The organism is Sorangium sp. So ce394, from assembly GCF_051474665.1.
Classification (GTDB): Bacteria; Myxococcota_A; Polyangia; order Polyangiales; family Polyangiaceae; genus Sorangium; species Sorangium cellulosum_D.
The window spans coordinates 7,056,900-7,075,584 of record NZ_CP150339.1 but is presented as its reverse complement, the minus strand read 5'-3'; the positions used below and the strand labels follow the sequence as shown (position 1 = coordinate 7,075,584).

General features: G+C 72.9%; 15 protein-coding genes. 3 read left to right on the top strand and 12 right to left on the bottom strand.

Going from position 1 to position 18,685, the window contains the following annotated elements; all coding sequences use genetic code 11:
- Positions 1-136 precede the first annotated feature (136 nt).
- Positions 137-1,069, top strand: coding sequence for a formin (locus tag WMF33_RS25730; RefSeq protein ID WP_437322314.1), 933 nt, complete (start codon positions 137-139; stop codon positions 1,067-1,069).
- Positions 1,070-1,394: 325 nt separating this feature from the next.
- Here the strand turns inward: WMF33_RS25730 and WMF33_RS25725 are convergent, their stop codons facing one another.
- From WMF33_RS25725 to gatC, 7 genes are all read right to left on the bottom strand, one after another.
- Positions 1,395-2,687: a hemolysin family protein gene (locus WMF33_RS25725; protein ID WP_437322313.1), complete on the bottom strand. Its 1,293-nt coding sequence runs from the start codon at positions 2,685-2,687 to the stop codon at positions 1,395-1,397.
- Between the two features lie 232 nt (positions 2,688-2,919).
- Positions 2,920-4,056, bottom strand: coding sequence for a tRNA pseudouridine synthase B (locus WMF33_RS25720; protein WP_437322312.1), 1,137 nt, complete (start codon positions 4,054-4,056; stop codon positions 2,920-2,922).
- Positions 4,053-5,339, bottom strand: a complete 1,287-nt coding sequence (locus tag WMF33_RS25715) for a lysophospholipid acyltransferase family protein (RefSeq protein ID WP_437322311.1) — start codon at positions 5,337-5,339, stop codon at positions 4,053-4,055. The genes WMF33_RS25720 and WMF33_RS25715 overlap by 4 nt, the downstream gene beginning before the upstream one ends.
- Before the next feature lie 20 nt (positions 5,340-5,359).
- Complete coding sequence (locus tag WMF33_RS25710; protein ID WP_437322310.1) at positions 5,360-6,532, bottom strand: NAD-dependent epimerase/dehydratase family protein; 1,173 nt, start codon at positions 6,530-6,532, stop codon at positions 5,360-5,362.
- Between the two features lie 93 nt (positions 6,533-6,625).
- Positions 6,626-7,222 (bottom strand): GNAT family N-acetyltransferase, encoded by a 597-nt coding sequence (locus WMF33_RS25705; RefSeq protein ID WP_437322309.1) that lies wholly within the window; start codon positions 7,220-7,222, stop codon positions 6,626-6,628.
- Positions 7,223-7,239: 17 nt separating this feature from the next.
- The gene (gene gatA / locus WMF33_RS25700; protein WP_437322308.1) at positions 7,240-8,781 is read right to left on the bottom strand and encodes an Asp-tRNA(Asn)/Glu-tRNA(Gln) amidotransferase subunit GatA; all 1,542 of its coding nucleotides are present in this window, start codon (positions 8,779-8,781) and stop codon (positions 7,240-7,242) included.
- 5 nt (positions 8,782-8,786) lie between these two features.
- Positions 8,787-9,098 (bottom strand): Asp-tRNA(Asn)/Glu-tRNA(Gln) amidotransferase subunit GatC, encoded by a 312-nt coding sequence (gene gatC / locus WMF33_RS25695; protein ID WP_012236913.1) that lies wholly within the window; start codon positions 9,096-9,098, stop codon positions 8,787-8,789.
- A gap of 178 nt (positions 9,099-9,276) precedes the next feature.
- On the opposite strand from gatC, the gene WMF33_RS25690 reads away from it, so the two are divergent.
- Positions 9,277-12,069 carry a hypothetical protein gene (locus tag WMF33_RS25690; RefSeq protein WP_437322307.1) on the top strand — a complete coding sequence of 931 codons (2,793 nt, stop codon included), beginning with the start codon at positions 9,277-9,279 and terminating at the stop codon, positions 12,067-12,069.
- A gap of 401 nt (positions 12,070-12,470) precedes the next feature.
- A complete protein-coding gene (locus WMF33_RS25685) occupies positions 12,471-14,798 on the top strand; it encodes a PEGA domain-containing protein (protein ID WP_437322306.1) in 2,328 nt (775 codons plus the stop codon).
- A 188-nt stretch (positions 14,799-14,986) separates the two neighbouring features.
- Here WMF33_RS25685 and WMF33_RS25680 read toward each other — a convergent pair whose 3' ends face one another.
- The 5 genes from WMF33_RS25680 to WMF33_RS25660 form a co-directional block, all read right to left on the bottom strand.
- Positions 14,987-15,973 (bottom strand): hypothetical protein, encoded by a 987-nt coding sequence (locus tag WMF33_RS25680; protein WP_437322305.1) that lies wholly within the window; start codon positions 15,971-15,973, stop codon positions 14,987-14,989.
- A complete protein-coding gene (locus WMF33_RS25675; protein WP_437322304.1) occupies positions 15,973-16,470 on the bottom strand; it encodes a hypothetical protein in 498 nt (165 codons plus the stop codon). The genes WMF33_RS25680 and WMF33_RS25675 overlap by 1 nt, the downstream gene beginning before the upstream one ends.
- Positions 16,471-16,532: 62 nt before the next feature.
- Positions 16,533-17,144 carry a type IV pilin protein gene (locus WMF33_RS25670; RefSeq protein ID WP_437322303.1) on the bottom strand — a complete coding sequence of 204 codons (612 nt, stop codon included), beginning with the start codon at positions 17,142-17,144 and terminating at the stop codon, positions 16,533-16,535.
- 92 nt (positions 17,145-17,236) lie between these two features.
- Complete coding sequence (locus WMF33_RS25665) at positions 17,237-17,851, bottom strand: pilin (RefSeq protein WP_437322302.1); 615 nt, start codon at positions 17,849-17,851, stop codon at positions 17,237-17,239.
- Positions 17,852-17,999: 148 nt separating this feature from the next.
- Positions 18,000-18,656, bottom strand: coding sequence for a type IV pilin protein (locus WMF33_RS25660; RefSeq protein ID WP_437322301.1), 657 nt, complete (start codon positions 18,654-18,656; stop codon positions 18,000-18,002).
- Positions 18,657-18,685 lie beyond the last annotated feature (29 nt).

Sequence of the window (18,685 nt, the reverse complement as noted above, 5' to 3'; positions counted from 1 at the left end):
CGACGGGAGCCCGGTCCCCGGTGGCGTGCCCTCGCCGAGCGCGCGGCCGCCGATGCCGTCCGTGGGAGGCATCGCGCCCCCGCCGGGCATCTCTCCAGGCATTCCGCTGCCTCCGTTCGCGCCGCAGCCGCGCCCCGTGATCCAGACGCCCCCGCCGAAGCCGACGGCGGCTGCGCAGACCATCAAGGTCGAGGTCGGCGAGGAGGTCGAGCAGGAGCGCCGGAAGGCCTCGAAGAAGACGGCGCTCTACGCGAGCCTCGCGGCCCTGGTCGGCATCGCCGTGGGCTTCGCGATCGGCGGCGCGAAGGAGCGCGGCGATCGCGGCAAGGCCGCCGTCGAGGGCGCCGCGGCGCTCGAGAAGGACGTGCGCGCCGCGAACGAGAAGATGCAGGAGCTGAACAAGAAGCTCGAGGACGCCGCCGCGGAGCTCGCGCAGAAGAAGTTCCCCGCGCAGCTCACGACCGAGCTCGGCGCGATCAACGTCCCGTTCGATGCCACCAACCTGGAGGGGAAGCAGATCGGCAGCCTCCCGGGCCGGGTGATGCGCTCGCTGCTCGCCTACACCACGTCCGTCCAGGATCTCAACAAGACGAAGGACAGCCTCAAGAACCTGCTCGCGGCGGCGCAGGGGCCCGTCGAGAAGTCGTGGAAGGAGGCGGACGAGCCGGTGGTGAACTTCTCGGTGGTCTTCCGCCGGGACGGCGACAAGACGCTGGCCGAGCTCGTTCCGAACAAGGCGCCGTTCCCGTTCGGCAAGGACTGGCCGGCGAAGTACACGGTGACCCGTCTCGAGCGGACGCAGCAGGGGTTGAAGCCCGCCGAGAAGGAGGCCACCCGCTGGACGAAGGGCGACATCGCCGGCGGCGACCTGCAGGCCCTTCCGGTCGATCCTCAGTCCGTGGCTGCCTTCACGAGCGAGCAGATCGTCTTCAAGCTGCGCGGCGCGATGATCGACGTCCGCCAGCTCCTCGAGGGCAACAAGGACAACCCCGCCACCGAGACGCCCGGCCTCATCAAAGAGGGCGACGATCTCGCGAACGAGCTCCGCAAAATCTCCCTAGCCCGCTGAGCGGCACGCGCCCGCTGAGCGGCACGCGCCCGCTTCGGATACGGGCCCACCTCGGCGTTTTCGGTGCTCGGCGTACTGGAGTACGCCTGTGCGCCGAAAACGCCGATCTGGGCCCGTCTCCTGTGCGGGCGCGCGCCGCTCGGCCGCGGCAGATCGGAAAGACGGCCGAAAGCAGGCCGCGCGTCCGCCTCGACTCGACCGCTTCAGACCGCCCTCCGTCTCGATAGCTTCAGGGCGTCCGTTCGGGGCGACTCGAACGCTTCAGGCCGTCCGTCATGTCCGAGTCGGCCGCTTCAGGGCGTCCGTTCGGGGCGACTCGAACGCTTCAGGCCGCGCCGCCGGCGCCCATCGCTCGCGGACGGACGATCTCGACCTTTCCGATGTGGCGCTCGTCGCTGTCGCGCACGATGAAGCGCAACCCGAACTTGCTCACGGCCGTGCCCACCTCGGGCACCTTGCCCACATGCTGTGTGAGCATGCCGCCGAGCGACTCGTACTTCCCCTCCCGGTCGAGCTCCGCGCCCAGGTACGCCGAGAGATCGCTCATCGACACGGCCGCGTCGGCGACCAGACGGCCGTCGCCGAGGTCCTGGATCGCCGCCCCGTCGTCCGTCTCGTCGTGCTCATCCCGGATGTCGCCCACGATCTCCTCGAGCACGTCCTCCAGGGTGACAATCCCGGACATCCCGCCAAACTCGTCGACCACGATGGCAAGGTGCTGTCGCCGGCTCTTCATCTCCCGCAGCAGCGAGGAGAGCGGCTGCGACTCGGCGACGAAATTGGCAGGGCTCCGCGTGATCTCCCGGAGCGTCGTGTTCTTGAGCCGCCGCTCCTCGAGGACCTTGAACAGGTCCTTCGCATAGAGAAGACCAGCGATGTTGTCGATCTGATCCTTGTACACCGGATACCGGGAGTGACCGCTCTCGGTCACGATCTCCAGCACCTTCTCGAGCGGCGTGGAGATCTCGATCGCCTCGACCTTGGAGCGCGGCACCATGACGTCCCGCGCCGTGCGATCGGCGAACTCGAGCACATTCCGGATCATCTCCGCCGGTTCTCGCCCGAACAGGCCAGAGCGCTCGACCTCATCGACCAGGATCTCGACCTCCGCCTCCGCGACCCGCGGATCCGACGGCTGCTCACCCTCCCGCGGCCCCAGCCTGGAGCCGATCCAGCCGAGCGGCACGGCGAGCGGCAGCATCGCGATCTCCAGCGGGCGCAAGAAGCGCACCGCCATCGACGCCGCCCGATCGGCGTGCTTGCGGCCCAGCGTCGAGCTCACCTCGTACAGGGCCCCGCTGACGACGATCGTCGTCGCCAGCCCGAGGAGCAGGGCCACGTCGGGGAAGCTCCGCCGGAAGAAGAGGTCGAAGCAGGCGGCGGTCAGGCTGGTCGATACGACCCAGCCGAGCAGGTAACGCGAGCGAAGCTTGGCGTCTTCTTGACGAATCCGCTCGTAGGCGGCCTTCGTCGGGCCCGTCGACTGCTCAATCAGCGCGCCGAGCCTCGTCGCGCTCAGCGTCGTCAGCGCAGTGTCGGCGCCGACGAACAGCGAGCCAAGTACAGCGGAGAGAACTGCAGCGCCGAGCGCTGGCAATGGAACGAAATCGGGACTCAAACCGAGGCTCCTAACGGACGAATCGTAACGGAACAGGCGAGGGGAGCGCAACCGGACCGGGGCGCGAAATCTGAGGAGATGAGGGATCCTCGCGCTTTCTCCGGACTCGATGCAAGACAGACTCCCAGGCTCGGTCGTCTGCGCCGAGCTCGTCCAATGACATGATCCGTGGATCTGCTGAAGTCCAGGGAATTGCCCTCTGTTGTGGTTTTTCCCCTACCAAGCAGGATTTTCACGGACGTCGATCTTCCCCAGAAAAACCACGCAGGACGGAAAATCGGGTCGCGGGCAGCGCTGGCGAGCGTTCGGCGCCCTCGGCGTCGGCACCCTCGACGGCTTCCGGGGCGCCGAGCGCGACGACGCGTCCGTCCGGATCGAGCCATACAGCGGGGCCAGGGTGCGCAGGAGCCAGGGAGAAGTCGGCGGCGGTGAGCGGCTGTCCGAGACGGGCGCGCCGCGCGCCATCCTCGGTCAGGCGGGCGACGGGGAGGCTCTCGGCGGCGGCCTCGGCGAGCGGGCGCAGGGACGCCCGCAGCGCCTCGGCGCCGGCGTCGAGGGGCACCGCCCGCGCCACGGTGAAGGCGCCGCTCGCGGTGCGGCGGAGCGCGGACAGGTGCGCGGGCACGCCGAGGTGCGCGCCGACGTCGCGCGCCAGCGAGCGCACGTAGTAGCCCTTGCTCACCTCGAGCTCGAGGTCGAGGGTGGCGACCGCGTCGGGCGCGCCGGGGCCGCCGCGCGAGGCGCCGGAGACCGCGAGCGACCGGACCTCGACGGCCCGCGCCGCCAGATCGACCGCCTGGCCGGCGCGCGCGAGGGCGTAGCTGCGCTGCCCGGCGACCTTGATGGCCGAGTAGGCCGGCGGGGTCTGCTCCCGCCGCGACCGCTCCGCGTCGAGCGCCGCCGCGATGCGCGGCGCCGCCGCCGCGAGCGCCTCGCCGCCGGGGGGGCCGCCAGCCCCGGCGAGCGCGCCGAGCTCCTCGTCGAGCCACGCCGGAAGCGGCTGGGCCGCCGTGACCTCCCCGTCGGCGTCGAGGGTGTCCGTCCCGACCCCGAGGACGACCCGCGCCGTGTAGCGCTTGTCCTGCGCGGTCAGGTACGGGGCGAGCTTGGTGGCCTCGCCGACGAGCACCACGAGGACGCCGGACGCCATCGGGTCGAGCGTGCCGGCGTGCCCGATGCGCTTCACCCCGAGGGCGCGGCGCAGCCGGGCCACGACGTCGTGGCTCGTGGGACCGCGCGGCTTGTCGATCACCAGCACGCCCTCGGGGCGCGGCCTCACGGCCGCCGCCCGCTCGGGGGCGGGGGGCGGAGCCCCTTCCGCGGCGTGCTCGGGCATGGGCGGAGGAGCCGCCGGCGCCGTCTGCTTCATCCGAACCAGATCGACTTCCGGGTGGCCAGGGTCTCGTCGAGGAGCCCCTGGATGGTCACGCGCACCCGCTCGGCGAGGCGCCGCACCAGGATCTGGTCGTCCGCCGCCTCGGGGCCGTAGGCGTCGAACCGCACCGGCTCGGCCATGCGGATCTTCCACTTGGTGGGCGCGGGCACGAGGCCCAGCGGCCCGAGCGCGGGGAACGTGGGGGTGATCGGCAGGTACGGGATGCCGAGCGCGCGCGTGACGTGCTCGACCCGGTAAAAGAGCGGGTTCGTCTCCTCGGCCCCCACGATGGCGCACGGGACGAGCGGCGTGCGCGTGCGCAGGCAGAGCCGGATGAACCCGCCGCGACCGAACCGCTGGAGCTGGTAGCGGTCCTTGTAGAGCTTGCCGCTGCCCTTGGCCCCCTCCGGGAACACCGCGACGAGCCGCTCGCCCGCGAGCAGCCGCTCGGCGTTCTCCTGGCAAGCCCGCACGGCGCCGAGCCGGTTCATGATCGTGCCGGCGAACGGCAGGTAGTACACGAAGTCGTCGGCCAGCCAGCGGAGCTCCCGGCGCGCGGGGTGCTCCCGCCGCACCGCGGCCCGCAGCATGAGCCCGTCGTACGGGATGGGACCGCCCGAGTGGTTCGACACCACGAGGCACCGCCCCTCGGCGGGGATGTGCTCGACGCCCTGGAGATCGATCCGGAAGTAGTGCCGGTACAGGAAGTCGAAGAGCGGCCTGTACCGGGCCTCGTACTTGGGATCGAAGCCGAACTCGTCGACCTCCTCCGAGCGGCTGCGCAGGCCGGCGCGACCCCACTGCCGCAGGTAGAAATCGGTCGACAGGACGTCTCGCGCGGTCCCGGGCTCGGACAGCGGCGGCTCGCTGGCGTAACCGAGGTGACCGAAGTGACCGCCGTGACCGACGTGCTCGCCGGGCGCGCCGCCCTCGCGGGGGCTCCGCTCGGTCTCGGGCCCGCCCGCGGCCCCGCCGCTCGCGTCCTGCGGGGCGCTCCCGGCGAGCACGCCCTTGAGCCGCGACTCGAGCTCCCGGATCTGGCGCTGCAGCTCGTCGGCGGTCACCGGCACGACCGGGGCGTGCGCCTCGGACGACTGCGTCTCGCGATCGTCGGAGGCCTCCGTCGGGCCGATCGGCGCCAGGTACCGGGTCTCCTCCTCCTCGACGTCGATGCTCGGCACGACCGGCATCGACCCCGGCCGCTCCGGGCGCTTCCGCGTCGACGCCGGCGGCCCGTTCACTGCTCCCTTGCGCTCTCGATCGTGCTCCGTGCCCATGCCCTACCCCCCGAGCCGCCTCACGCGGGTGTCTCCTGCAGGAGCCGCACGTCCCGCAGCCGCTGCGCGCTGATGTAATCGAGGAGCGCCTCGCGCGTGGTGTACACCGGCCGGAACCCCATGACCCGCGCCGCCTTCTCGCCGTCCGCCACGCACACGTAGCGCAGGTAGCGCAGGAAGCTGGGCGGCGCGATCGCCGCGTGCGCGGCCCAGAGGGCGGCGACGAGCGGGCCGGCCGCGCTGTGCAGCACCGGGAACGGCGTCCGGCCCGCGAGGCGCACGATCGTGGAGACCGGCAGCACGCCGTCGCCCACGATGTTGAACGTGCCCGGAAAATCGCCGTCGATGGCGAGCTTGAAGGCGGCGATCGCGTCGACCTCGTGGATGAACTGCCACAGCGGATCGAAGCCGAGCATCGTCATGACCAGCCGCCGCGCCAGGTACCGGGTGAGGTAGTTCTGGACGGTCGGCCCGAGGATCGGCGCGGTCCGCAGGATGGTGACGGTCGTGCCCTTGGCCTTCGCGCCGAAGGCGTTGAACTCCCGCTCGGCGGCCATCTTGTCCGCGAAGAAGCGCTCGTCCGGATCGGCGCGGAGCGGGTGCTTCTCGGTGAGGAAGTTGGGGTTGGTGGGGTGCGCGCCGTAGAGGATCGTCTGGCTCCAGAGGATCAGCTTGCGCAGGCTCGCCTGGCGCGCGCCGTGGAGCAGGTGCATCGTGCCCACCGACTCGAGCTCGTGCGCCCAAGCCGTCGCCGGGGTCGGCGACGAGAGGAAGCAGAGGTGGACGAGCGTGTCCACCTGCTCGGCCGCGAGCACCTCGGCGACGCGCTCCTCCGAGGCGGGCGCCGTCAGGTCGACCGTGTGCAAGCGCAGCTTGGAGCCGCCCGTGTCCGGCGGCTTGATGTCGATGGCCACCACGCGGGCGATGCCGGGGTCCTCCTCGAGGATCCCGATGAGGTTGCGCCCGAGGAAGGACGCGGCGCCGGTGAGGGCGACGACCCGGCCCCGCGGGCGCGACGACGCCTGCCGGCTGAGCGGCGAGGCCTCGGCGGACGCCGGCGCAGCGGGCGCGCCGGGGCCGCTCGCCGCCGCGCCCGCGCCGGGGGCGGGCGCGGCGCGGTCCACGCCGGCGGAGGAGCTCTGCTCGGCAAGGTCGTTGGCCGGAGCGTCGGGGTGCTCGGACGGGGGAGCCATGCGCGCGGGCGCGACACTACCTGGTCGGCCGGCGCACGCAAGCGCAGCGCGACCGGAGGCGCGCCTCGCCGCAAGATCCGCGTCGCGGCGACGTCACAGCGTCCGGCGGAGGACCGGATACGGCTCGAACGTGTGCACTTCGACGAATCCGTTCCGCGTGAACGCGGAGACCGGGCCGGTCCACAGCTCCTCGTCGCTCACCGGCTCCCGCGGGCGGCGGGGCAGGGCCTCGAGGGCGCGCGCGCCCCAGGCGGGCGCGAGCTCCACCGCGCCGGCGACGAGCGCGGTGGCGACGCCTTGCCGGCGATGGCGCGGGTGCACGACGGCGCATCCGATCAGGAAGACGCCGGCGCGATCGCCCGCGAAGCACGGCAGCCCCCGGTACAGGCGGCGCTCGTAGGCCTTCGCCACGGCCGCGGCGGGCGCGACCTTGAGCCACCCGACCACGTCCGCCGCGCCCTGCGCGAGCGCCACGACGCCGCGCGCCTCGTCGCTGCGCGCGGCGAGCGCCGCGGCGAACTCCCGGCGGTTCTCGCCCTGGCCGTCCGAGCACCGCGCGAGCCACTCGTTGTTGGTGCCCTCGAAGTGGTAGTAGCGGCAGTAGCACGGCGTGCCGGCGGCCTCGAAGAGCGCCTCGAGCCCGGCCCGGTGCTCCGGGCCGGCCGCCGCCACCGAGATCGCGGAGCTCACCCTCGCACCCCCCTCCGTCACGCGACCGGCGCGCGCAGGCCGCGCACCGGGGAGATCTGCTCCCAGGCGTAGGCCGCCCTGCAGAGCCGCGCCTCCTCCAGCGCCGGCGCGATGAGCTGCAGGCCGACGGGCAGCGGAGGCCCGCCGTCGGGGGCCGGCGCGGTCGCGCACGGGACGCTGATCGCGGGCAGCCCCGCCATGCTGGCGGGCAGCGTGTAGACGTCGGCCAGGTACATCGACAGCGGGTCGTCGACGCGCTCGCCGAGCCGGAACGCGACCGTCGGCGAGACCGGCGCCGCGATGAGGTCGACGTCGCGGAAGGCCTCGTCGAAATCGCGCCGGATGAGCGTCCTGACCTTCTGCGCGCGCAGGTAGTACGCGTCGTAGTAGCCCGCGGAGAGCACGTACGTGCCGAGCAGGATGCGGCGCTTCACCTCCCGGCCGAACCCCTCGCCGCGCGTGCCGCCGTAGAGCGCCTGGAGGTCCGCCTTCCCGCCGCGCTCGCCCTCGACGCGCAGCCCGAAGCGCACGCCGTCGAAGCGCGCCAGGTTGGACGACGCCTCGGCCGTCGCGACGATGTAGTAGGCCGCCACCGCGTAGCGCGTGTGCGGCAGGTGCACGGGCCTCACCTCGCAGCCGAGCCCGCGCAGGCCCTCGATCGCCTCGCGCACCTTCGCCTCGACCTGCTTGTCGATGCCCTTCGCGAAGTACTCCTCGGGCACGCCGATGCGCAGGCCCGCGACGTCGCGGCCGCACGCGGCCTCGTACGCGCCCACCGGCGCGTCGAGGCTCGTCGCGTCGCGCGGATCGCGGCCCGAGATCACCTCGAGCAGCCGCGCGGCGCCCTTCACGTCCTGCGCGAACGGCCCGATCTGGTCGAGGCTCGAGGCGAACGCGATGAGGCCGTAGCGAGAGACGCGGCCGTACGTCGGCTTGACGCCGACCACGCCGGTGAGGCTCGCCGGCTGGCGGATCGAGCCGCCCGTGTCCGAGCCGAGCGAGCCGGCCGTCATCCCCGCCGCCACCGCGACGGCGCTGCCGCCAGACGACCCGCCGGGGATGCGCGTCCGGTCCCACGGGTTCTTCACCGGGCCGAAGGCGCTGTTCTCGTTCGACGAGCCCATCGCGAACTCGTCCATGTTGCACTTGCCCGGCAGGATCGCGCCGGCCTCGCGCAGGCGGGCGACGACCGTGGCGTCGTACGGCGGGCGGTACCCGCGCGCCGCGTCGGGCGCCTTCGAGGCGCCGCCGGCCGGCGCCCGCGTGAGGATCTTCGAGCCGGCGGTCGTCGGCGCGCCCTCGGTGCAGAGCGCGTCCTTGAGCCCGATCGGCACGCCGGCGAGCGGGCCGAGCGCCTCGCCGCGCGCGCGCCTCGCGTCGAGCGCGCGCGCGGCCTCGATGGCCTGCTCCCCCTGCACGGTGAGGAACGCGCCGAGCGCGCCGTCGCGCTGCTCGATGCGCGCGAGCGCGGCCCGGGCCACCTCCTCGGCGCTCACCTCGCCGCGCTGCACGAGCGCCGCGAGCTCCGGGATCGAACGGTCGAGGATCGCTGTATCCATCGGCCTCACCCCTCGTCCACGAACGCCGGCACGGCGAACCCGTCGTCCTCGACCCGCGGCGCCTCCCGCAGGGCCACCTCGCGCGGCAGGCTCGGCGCCTCCTCGTCGGCGCGGAGCGGCAGCCGCTCGATCTGCACGTGCGCCGTCGGCGGCACCGCCGAGACGTCGAGCTCCTCGAGCTGGCGGACGTAGCTGAGGATGTTGCCGAGATCACCGGTGAGGCGTTCGATTTCCTCAGCGGAGAGATCGAGGTGAGCGAGGCGCGCGATCGTCAGCGCCTCATCGCGGCGGAGAGGGGGCGAGTCAGCGTTCGACATGGCGAGCGCCCGATGTAGCACCGCCGGTTCGGCGGACGCTAGAGCCGGACGCATGCAGCGCCGCTCCGCGGGCGCCCGCCCGAATCTGGCCGCGGTACAAAAACGGTGATAACGGCGGGCTCTCGCGCGCCCTCGGCCGCTCGGGCAGGAGCCCCGGCCCTCCGCGCGTTGTAGGCGAATGCAGTCCCCGAAAACGCCCACCCTGCGCCGCGAGCGCATCGGCATCATCGTCCTCTGCGCGGCCGCGGCCGCGGCGATGGCGCCCGACGTGGGCGGAGGGGCTCGAGATCGATCGGCCGCGCTCGTCGCGGAGCTCGCGGAGCGGGGCATCGCCGCCGCGTCCGGCGACGTGGTGTGGGTGGACCCGCCGCGCGGCGGCTTCCGGCCGCTCGGCGTCCAGGCGCGCGCCGTCGCGCGCGGCGCCGTCCGCGGGGAGCCCACCGACCTCTACCTCGTCGACACGCGGCTCTCGCCCGAGGGGGTCCTGCTCGACGTCTCGGGCATCCACAACCTCACGGAGACGAGCGGCGCGGACGAGTCGAAGCCCGTGCTCCGCCGCGAGGCGCTCGCGTACGTCTCGCGCCCGCTGATCGAGGCGGCGTCGCCGACGGTGCACGTGCTCGACCTCGGCGGACAGGCGCCCCCGGGCGGCGCCGACTGGTCGCCGATCGAGCGGCTCCAGCACGCCATCACCGGCTGGCAGACGACCGGCCGTCTGCGCGGGATCGGCCGGCGGACGTTCGCGATCGACCCCGTCCGCGCCGAGGAGCCCGCCGCGGAGGACCCCGGCGCGGGCGCCGCAGAGGGCCCCGGCGCCGCGGCGCCCGACGAGGGCCGCCGCGCCGCGAGCGCGGTCGACGTCGCGGTCGCGCTGGAGGGCGACGGCGACGTCGTCGTCCGCGCGGGCGGCCGCGAGGCGCGCCTGCCGCTGCACGGCGCGGACGCGCCGCTGCCCGCGTGGATCCGCGCCGAGTCGTTCGAGACCGCGCGGCCCGGGAACCTCGTCACCTGGGCGGTCGACCGGGTGCGCCTGGTGATCGGCGACGCCGCGATGCAGACGGTCAAGGCCGTGGCGTTCACGGCGCTCGACTTCGTCCTCCGCAACAAGGAGGCGGTGACCGGCGACACGGGCGCCGAGGACATCGCCGCGGATCTCGGCCAGAGCGCGCTGGATCCGCCCGTCCGCCAGATCCCGATCGATCCCGAGATCGGCTGGCCGCCCGCGCCGCTCGAGCCCTGGGTGACGCCGGCGCTGCCCGGGGAGGGGCAGTGGAAACCGCAGGGCGGCGACGCCTTCGTCCGCAAGCTCGACGGGCTCCCGCCGGCGTTCATGACCACGTTCATCCGGGCGGATCGCTCGCGCAAGGCGACGCGCGTCTACATCGCGCTCTGGGATCCGCGGCAGGTGGAGCTCCACATGATGGCGGGCACGGTGGAGCCCAAGGGCGCGACGGGCGAGGCGGGGCCGGGGCTCATCCCGCGCACGCCCGAGGTCATGAAGCGCGTGGTCGCAGCGTCGAACGCGGGCTTCCAGGCGATGCACGGCGAGTTCGGCATGATGGCCGACGGGGTGATGTACCTGCCGCCGAAGCCGTACGCCGCGACCGTGGCCGTCCGGCGCGACGGCAGCACGCTCTTCGGGACCTGGTCGGAGGACGAGACCGTCCCCGAGTGGATGCTCTCGTACCGCCAGAACATGACGGTCATGGTCCAGGACGAGAAGTGGAATCCGTTCGGGCGCACGTGGTGGGGGGGCACGCCGCCCGGCTGGGCCGACAAGACGCACACGGTCAGGACCGGCATCTGCCTGACCCGGGAGCGCTTCGTCGCGTACTTCTACGGCGCCGACGTGAGCCCGGAGGCGCTGTCGCAGGCGATGATCCAGGCCCGCTGCTCCTACGGTATCGCGCTCGACATGAACGCGGGCCACAGCGGGCTCGAGTTCTACCACGTGGCGCCGAGCGGCGAGCTGCCCGCGCTGGGGCGCCCGCTCCAGGGCGAATGGGAGGCGGAGGGCGAGGTCTCGGGGCTCTCGGGCTACCGGTTCCGCGGCCGCCGGCTCATCCGCGGCATGGGCCTGATGAACTTCCCCCGTTACATCCGGCGGGAGGCGCGCGATTTCTTCTACATGACGCTGCGGCACCTCTTGCCGGGGCCGCCGCTCGCGCCGCGCGCCGCGCCGGCCGAGGCGGGGGAGGGCGTCTGGCGCACCCAGGGGCTCCCGCAGCACGGCTTCCCGTACGCGCTCGCGATCACCGAGATCCGCCCCGATCCCGCGCGGCCCGGCGTGCGCCTGCGGGTGCTCAAGGTCGACCCGCGGACGGTCGCGGCCGCCCCGCTGGGCGAGCCCGGCGCGCCCCCGCCGGCCGGGGCGGGCCCGCTCGTGGCGGTGCTCGGCGACGGCGGCGCGGCGCCCGGCGCGGGCCAGGGCGGGGCGTCGAGCATCTGGCACTCGGCCGGGGCGTTCTCGGCCTCGCCGACCCCGCCGGTGCGCGGCGCGGTCCGGATCGCGACGGGGGCCGACAGCAGCGCGGGGGCCGTGGCCGCGCTGGGGGTCAACGACGAGGACGGGATGCTGATCTACGTCGAGCGGGCCGCGTCCGGCCCGTCCAGCGCGCCGGACCCCGCGCTGTCGCCGGACGCCTCGGCGCCGCCCCCGACGCCCGTGGACCCGCGCGATGCGAAGCTGCTCCAGGACTTCCTGGCGGGGCTCGGGTGCTCCTCGCGGATCTATCTCCCCCGGCCGCTCTCGGTGGCCCTCGGCGGCGATACCGATCTCGCCGGCGCCGCCGTCCACCCGCCGTCGGGCCCGCGCGCCGTCGGGCTCACCCGCGCCGAGGCGCCCGGCGCGGGTCGGATGTTCGAGTCCACACCCATCGTTCCGCACAGCGTCTGGTATCCGCTCCAGCAGAAGCGCGTTCGATACTTCAAAAAGCCGAAGAAAGAGGAAACCGCGGACGGCGACCACTGAGCGTGGCGGCGCCCGGATCCTCGCCTGGGATGCAGTAGGCGCTTGTGCGTCGGCGGTCCGAGGGATTAGAAACAGGGGGTCGGTGCACCGTTTGCCGTTCTTCGCAGCTTGCGACCTTGTGGCGCGGATCGGCGTGGGCTCGCTGGCGGAGGTCGCGCGCACAGCGCGTCGGGAGCGCGGGCGCGCGATCGCGTCGAGGCGCGCAATCGAGCGCCGCGCGCGATCGATCCACGCGATCCACGCCGCGCAGGGCGTCTGTTTCCGGACGATGACGGCAGGCGAGCGCTCGTCCGAGGTCGCGAGCGCCGCGGACGTCATGGGGCGTTGCGCCGGCCGCGACGCGCGAGATCCGCGCGAGATCGCGGCGCGCGCGCCGCGGCGCCGCGCCTGGGATCGTCCCGATGGCGCTCGCGAAGTCACCGGACCAGCGGTACGCTGCAGCGGGTCAGGGTCGCGCAGGGCTCTCCGAGCTCGCCCGCGACGAGGGCCCGCTCTTCCACATCACGCTCATCGCGCGACGCATGCGCGATCGTTTCTCGGAAGCCGCGGCGAACGGCGCCGCATGTCCTGAGGAGTTCTCGAACATGGCCGATAACAAGGGCGGCAGCGATCTAGACGTCTTCGAGGGGCTCGCCAAGAAGTCATCGCGCGCCACGAGCCCCGCGCTCGTGCCCCCCTCGCCGCCGACGCGCCAGCGCACCCTCGTCGGCGCCGCGGTGCCGCCGCCCCCCAACGTTCCTGCGGTGCCGCCGCCCGCTCCTGCGGTGACGCTCCCTGGGGGGATGGCCTCCCCGCTGCTGCCGCCGCCGCCGGTGTCGGCGAAGGGCGTGAGTCCCGGCTCGCTGCCGCCGCCGGTGCCGGTGAAGGGGACGAGCCCCGGCTCGCTGCCGCCGCCGATGCCCCCCTCGGTCAAGCCGGCCTCGCTGCCGCCGCCGGTGTCGGCGAAGGGGACGAGCCCCGGCTCGCTGCCGCCGCCGGTGTCGGCGAAGGGGACGAGCCCCGGCTCGCTGCCGCCGCCGATGCCCCCCTCGGTCAAGCCGGGCTCTCTGCCGCCCGTGGTGGCGCCGCCCTCGCGGCAATCGGTGCTGCCCCCGGTCACCGCCCCGGCCCTGCCGTCGAAGAGCCCGGTCCCGCCGGCGCCGACAAGCGCGCTGCCCCCGGTGGTCCCGCCGCCGGTGCGCGTGCCGTCGGTGAAGCCGCCGCAGAAGGCGGCCGACGAGGGGAAGCCTCAGTCGGGCAAGGGCGCCGCGGTCGACATGGACTGGGACGACGACGAGGAGTCGACCCACGTTTACGACCGGCCGGGCAGCGACAGCATGCCCGGGCGGACGACCCCGCTGCCGACGGTGAGCTCGCCGGCGCTCCCGAAGGCGGCCGCGGCGCTGCTCGCGAGCTCGGGCGGCGCGGCGCCGGCCGCGAGGACGCGCACCCCGATCCCGACGCCGCCGCCGATCCCGAGCGCCCCGCCGGCGCCGGCGCTGCCCTCGGACATCGGCCACCGCTCGCTGTCGCGCAACGACGAGCCGACGGCGATCCGCCCGCGCCCTGCGACGCAGCAGGGCGCCGGCAAGGCGGGCGTGCTCCTCGGCGGGCTCGCGCTGGTCGCCGTGCTCATCCTGGCGGTGGTCATGCTCGTGCCGAAGAAGGGCGCGCTCACCATCGACCTGAAGGCCCCGGGCGGCACCTCGGTCGCGAGGGCCGAGATCTTCATCGACGGCCAGAAGCGCTGCGACACCGTGCCTTGCGTCGTGCGCGAGCTCGATCCCGGCTCCAAGGTGGTCAAGATCCTCGCCCCCGACTTCCCGCCGCACGACGCCGTCGAGGTCGTCGAGGGCGGCAAGGAGAAGGTCGTCGTGATCACGCTCGACGGCGCGGCCGCGGCGCGGGCTTCGACCAACGGGTCGACGGCGACCGGCGTGAAGGCGTCGGGCGCGCAGCCCGGCGTGAAGGTCCTCATCGACGGTGTGGAGAAAGGCACGCTCCCGCTGGAGGTCAGCGTATCTCCGGGGGAGCACAAGATCCGTTTCGACGGCGGCGAGCGCTACGAGCCCGTGGAGCAGACGGTCGAGGTGGGGCAGGGCCAGACGAAGGACCTCGGCACCGTCGCGCTCAAGGTGCTGAAGGGGCAGGTCACGCTCGATCTCGCGACGTCGGGCGCCTCGGTCAAGCTGGTGAGCGCCAAGGGGACGGAGAAGAAGCTGCCGGATTCGGCCTGGAAGAAGCCGCCCGTCAAGGTGGATGTCAATCCGTCGGAGGGCTGGAAGATCGTCGCGAAGAAGAAGGGGTATACGGACTTCTCCCAGGCGATCTCGTTCGAGGACGGGCAGGCCGAGAAGACGATCCGGATCGCGCTGGAGGAGGCGAGCAACCCCGAGCCGGCCGCCGCCGCCCCGGTCGCCGCCGCCGCGCCCGCGCCCGCGCCGGATCCTGCGCCGGCCGCCCCGGCGCCGAAGTCGGAGGCGCCCGCCGCGGCGCCGAAGGCGGAGGCGCCGGCCGCCGCGCCCGCGCCCGCGGCCGCCGCCGGCAACGCGACCCTGAACATCAACTCGATCCCGGTCTCGAAGGTGGTCCTCGACGGGCGGCCGCTGGGGAGCACGCCCAAGGTCGGCGTCAGCGTCCCCGCGGGGTCGCATACGGTGACCTTCATCCACTCGGAGCTCGGGAAGAAGTCGGTCACCGTCTCGGTGAAGGCCGGCGAGACCAAGACCGCGGCCGTCAGGTTCGACTGACGCGCCGCGGCGGGCCGCCGCGCCCAGCGCACGGGCGGAGCTGCTCGGACCGCCGAGGCGCTACCGCCCGGCGTCGGGGGATACCGACCACTTCGCGCGATTCCCCGCCTGAATCCTCCCTGACATAGCTCGTTTCGAACGGCGCTGTCGCGGGGGCGACGCCCGCACCCCGGCGGCGTCGAGGGGTCTCACCGCTCGCCCTCGATCCGCTCCGCCCACGCGCGCCACGTCGTCGCGCACCGCGGCTCGTCGGCGTGCGCGCCGCCCGCGCAGTACGCCGGGTCGCGCGGGGGGCCCAGCACGAGGATCGCCGTCTTGCTGACGAACGGCAGATCGCGCCGCCAGATCTCGCTGAAGCCGTCGAGGCGCCGGCGGTAGGCCTCCGCGGCCTGCTCCCCGAGGAGCTTGTCGAGCTGCGCGCGGATCTTCTGCTTCAGCGCCTCGTCGTCCGTGACGGCGAGGGTGCGCTGGAGGAACCGGATCTCTGCCTCGCGCTCGCCGGCGCGCCCGAGGATCCCCGCGCCGCCGAGCGCCTGCCAGCTGATGTTCGCGTCGTTGCCCCCGAGCTCCGCGGCGCGCGCGAGCATCCGGGCCCCCTCGAGGCGCCACTGCGCCTTCTCCGCGGGATCGGTCAGGTACGAGGCCGGCGCGATGAAGGCGACGAACTGGCCGAGCACGAGCCAGAGCTCGCCGTCGAGGGGGCGGTGCTGCACCCCGCGCTCCATGATCTCGCGCGCCTTGAGGACCTCCTCGTGGGGGGTCGTTGTCGTCTGGAACGTGATGAGCGCGTCGGCGAACAGGTACGGCTCGCGGAAGGTCGGGTCGAGCGCGTTGATGGCGTCGAGCAGCAGGGTCAGGTTCTCGAACCTGCGGCGCTCCATGGTGTGCAGCCCCTGCGAGACGAGCACGTGGGACCACAGCAGATCGGCCAGCGCGGAGCGGTAGCCGAGCGAGAGGGTGACCACCTCGTCCGGCGGCGGCAGGACGTACACGTCGGAGGTCTCGGCGACGCGCTTCTCCAGCGCCGCGGCCGGCGCGCGCACGCTCCCGATCGCGACCGCGGCGACGGCCGAGAGCGCGGCCGTGACCAGCGCGTCGCGCGCGCGCGCGATGCGGGAGAGGAGCGGGCGGGCTTCCGGACGGTCCGCGGACCCGGGCGCCGGACGAGCCCCCATCATTCCACCTCGCGGTCCACGAACATGCCCGGGAGCACGCGGGCCGACTCCCCGGGGATCCGCTCGCCGCGCACCTCGAACGTGGAGAGCGCGCCGTCGCCGTCGAGGTCGCCGTGCGCGGTCGCGATGAAGCGCATGGCCTTCGACGCGTCGAGCTCGCTCGTGAACTGGAAGGCGAACGCGTGCGGCCCCTCGACGCGGAAGTCGAGCGACCGCCACGTGAGGTGCTCCCACGACTCCGGCGGATCGACCGCGCGCACGCCGCGCGGCACCTGCGCCGGGGTCAGCGGGGCGGACGGGGGGAAGCTGATCTCCTGCGGCCGCGACTCGGCGTAGGCGACCGCGCTGGTCACCAGCCGGTCGAGCCCCTCGATCGGCTCGCTCAGCTTGGATGCGCTGAGATTTCGGAAGAACGCGGGGACGGCGACGGCGAGGACGCTGCCGCCGACCGCGAAGGCCGCGCTGAGCTCCAGCGCGCTCCAGGAGCGCCAGGACATGGGCTCCTGTCTACCTCACCCCCCCACGATCCAACAAGCGCGACCGACGGCCGTGGCCCGCGTCAGTCCGGGTCGTTGTTCGTGAAGATCACGGTGCTGGTCACGATCTCGCCGTCGCGCACCTCGCCGGTGCGGACCAGCGTGCACGCCAGGCCGTCGCCGTCCAGGTCCGCGCGCGCCCCCGCCTCGAACGCCTCCGTGCTGAGGAGCGGCGCGCCGGTCATGCCCTCGCTGAGGTAGCCGCTGCCGACCTGGTACGAGTACTGGAAGTAGATGGGCTGGCTGATGGTGAAGCCGAGGCACTGCCAGCCTTCGGTCGTCGAGCCCGACATGAAGTCGACGCCGGGCGCCGCGCTCGGCTGGTACTTCGTCCCCTGGACGTAGGTGAAATCGAGGGGGACCGGCGAGGCCGAGGCGCAGAGGGTGCGGGTGCTCGCCGCGGCGGTTCCCGCTGCGGGGAGCACCTGCGAGGCGTCGCGCTCGCGCTCGTACTGGTTGATGGCGCTGCGGGTGATGGCGCCGACGATCTGCTTCGCTTCAGCCGTCTTCGCCGTCGCGAGGTAGCTGCGCACCCCGGTGATCGCCAGGGCGGCGAGCACGCCGAGGATGGCCACCACGATCATGAGCTCGACGAGCGTGAATCCGCGCACACGAGACGTCGCCGTGTATCGCATGGTGCACCCTCATGACCGGTGGCCTCGTTTCAGCGTGCGCTGCCCGGCTCATCCGTGAGCCGGATCCGTGAGCCGGGCAGCCCGAGCTCAGATCATTCGTACTCTCGCTCGATGTGGATCTGCGTGGCCACGGTGAGCTGCCCCGTCGCGGCGTCCACCGCGCCCAGGCGCGTGAACACGCTGTAAACGGCCGGGGTGTCCGCGTCGAGGTTTCCGACCGCGCCCGCCTCGAAGTAGTCCGCCGCGGCAACAGCAGGAGGAGTGTCCTGGTTCGGAACACGGTCGTTCCTGACATAGTGGTACTGGAAATAGATCGGCTGAGTGATCGCGAACCTCAGGCACGGCCAGCCCTCGGTCTCGCTGCCGAACTCGAAGTCCTGGTCTGCGGCCGAGTTCGGCTGGTACTTGTTGCCTGCCGGAACGTCCGTGGGCACCGGATTGGCGCTCTGGCACAGGCTACGGGTCGCCGGATCCGAAGTATCGCCGGCCGCCAGGATCGCGGAAGGGGCCGTCTCGCGCTCGAAGGCGGCGACCGCGCCTCGGGAGATCGCGCCCACGGTGTTCTTGGCCTCCGAGCTCTTCGCGCTCGCGAGGTACCGGCGGACCCCGAAGATCGCCAGCGCGGCGAGGACGCCGATGATGGCGACGACGATCATGAGCTCGACGAGGGTGAAGCCTCTTCTGTCGTATCGCTTCAGTGCACGCATGAGTGTCGATCCTCCGTGATGCTTTCTTTAATTGGATTCGTTGCCGAGACGGACCGTCGAGATGCCTGGTGCGGGGCCCGGCCAGCCCGCAGCGCGAAAACCTCTCCCACGGACAGGCGCTCTCGGCGCCGCCGGGGCAAACCATCCCCTACTCCGTGTCGTTCTCCCAGTAGATCCCGGACATCGTGGATGTCGTCAGGAGCAGGGCGTACGTCAAATCCGAGTCGCGATCGCCGGCCGCCTGGATGACGTACCAGGGGCCGTTCGGCAGAAACTGCGGATCCGTCAGCGGATCCTGGGGCAACCCGTGAAAGCTGAAGCCCGAGTGGGGGGTCACGTTGTAGCTGGTCCCCGTGCCCGCCTTCGTCGCGTACCCGAAGCGCACCGCGCCGTCCGTCGACACGTTGAGCATCCGCCAATTGTCGCCGTCCGGGGTAGCGCTGCCCCACGCGCGCTTCTGATCGTTGAGGGTCCCCGCAGGATACCAGCTGTCGAGCGAGCTCGAGACATCCAGGTACACGAGCATCTCGGCCTTGTAGGACTCCTGCGCGCCGCGGATCCCCTGAATGACCGCCTTCGGCTCGGCGACGCCCGCCGCGTTCATGTACTTGCGATAGCCGACGAGGGCGAGCGCCGCGAGAATACCCACCATCGCCACGACGACGAGGAGCTCGACGAGCGTGAACGCTCGCCTCGCCGCGTTTCGCTGTCGCCGCGTGCTCCGCATGCGCTCGAACCTTCCAGCAGGCGACGTGCCAAGGAGGGAGCGGCCCTGCGCCATCTTCGACTTCCGCGAGAAGCTCATGCGTTTCCTCGGTTTTCCTTGAGAGAGAG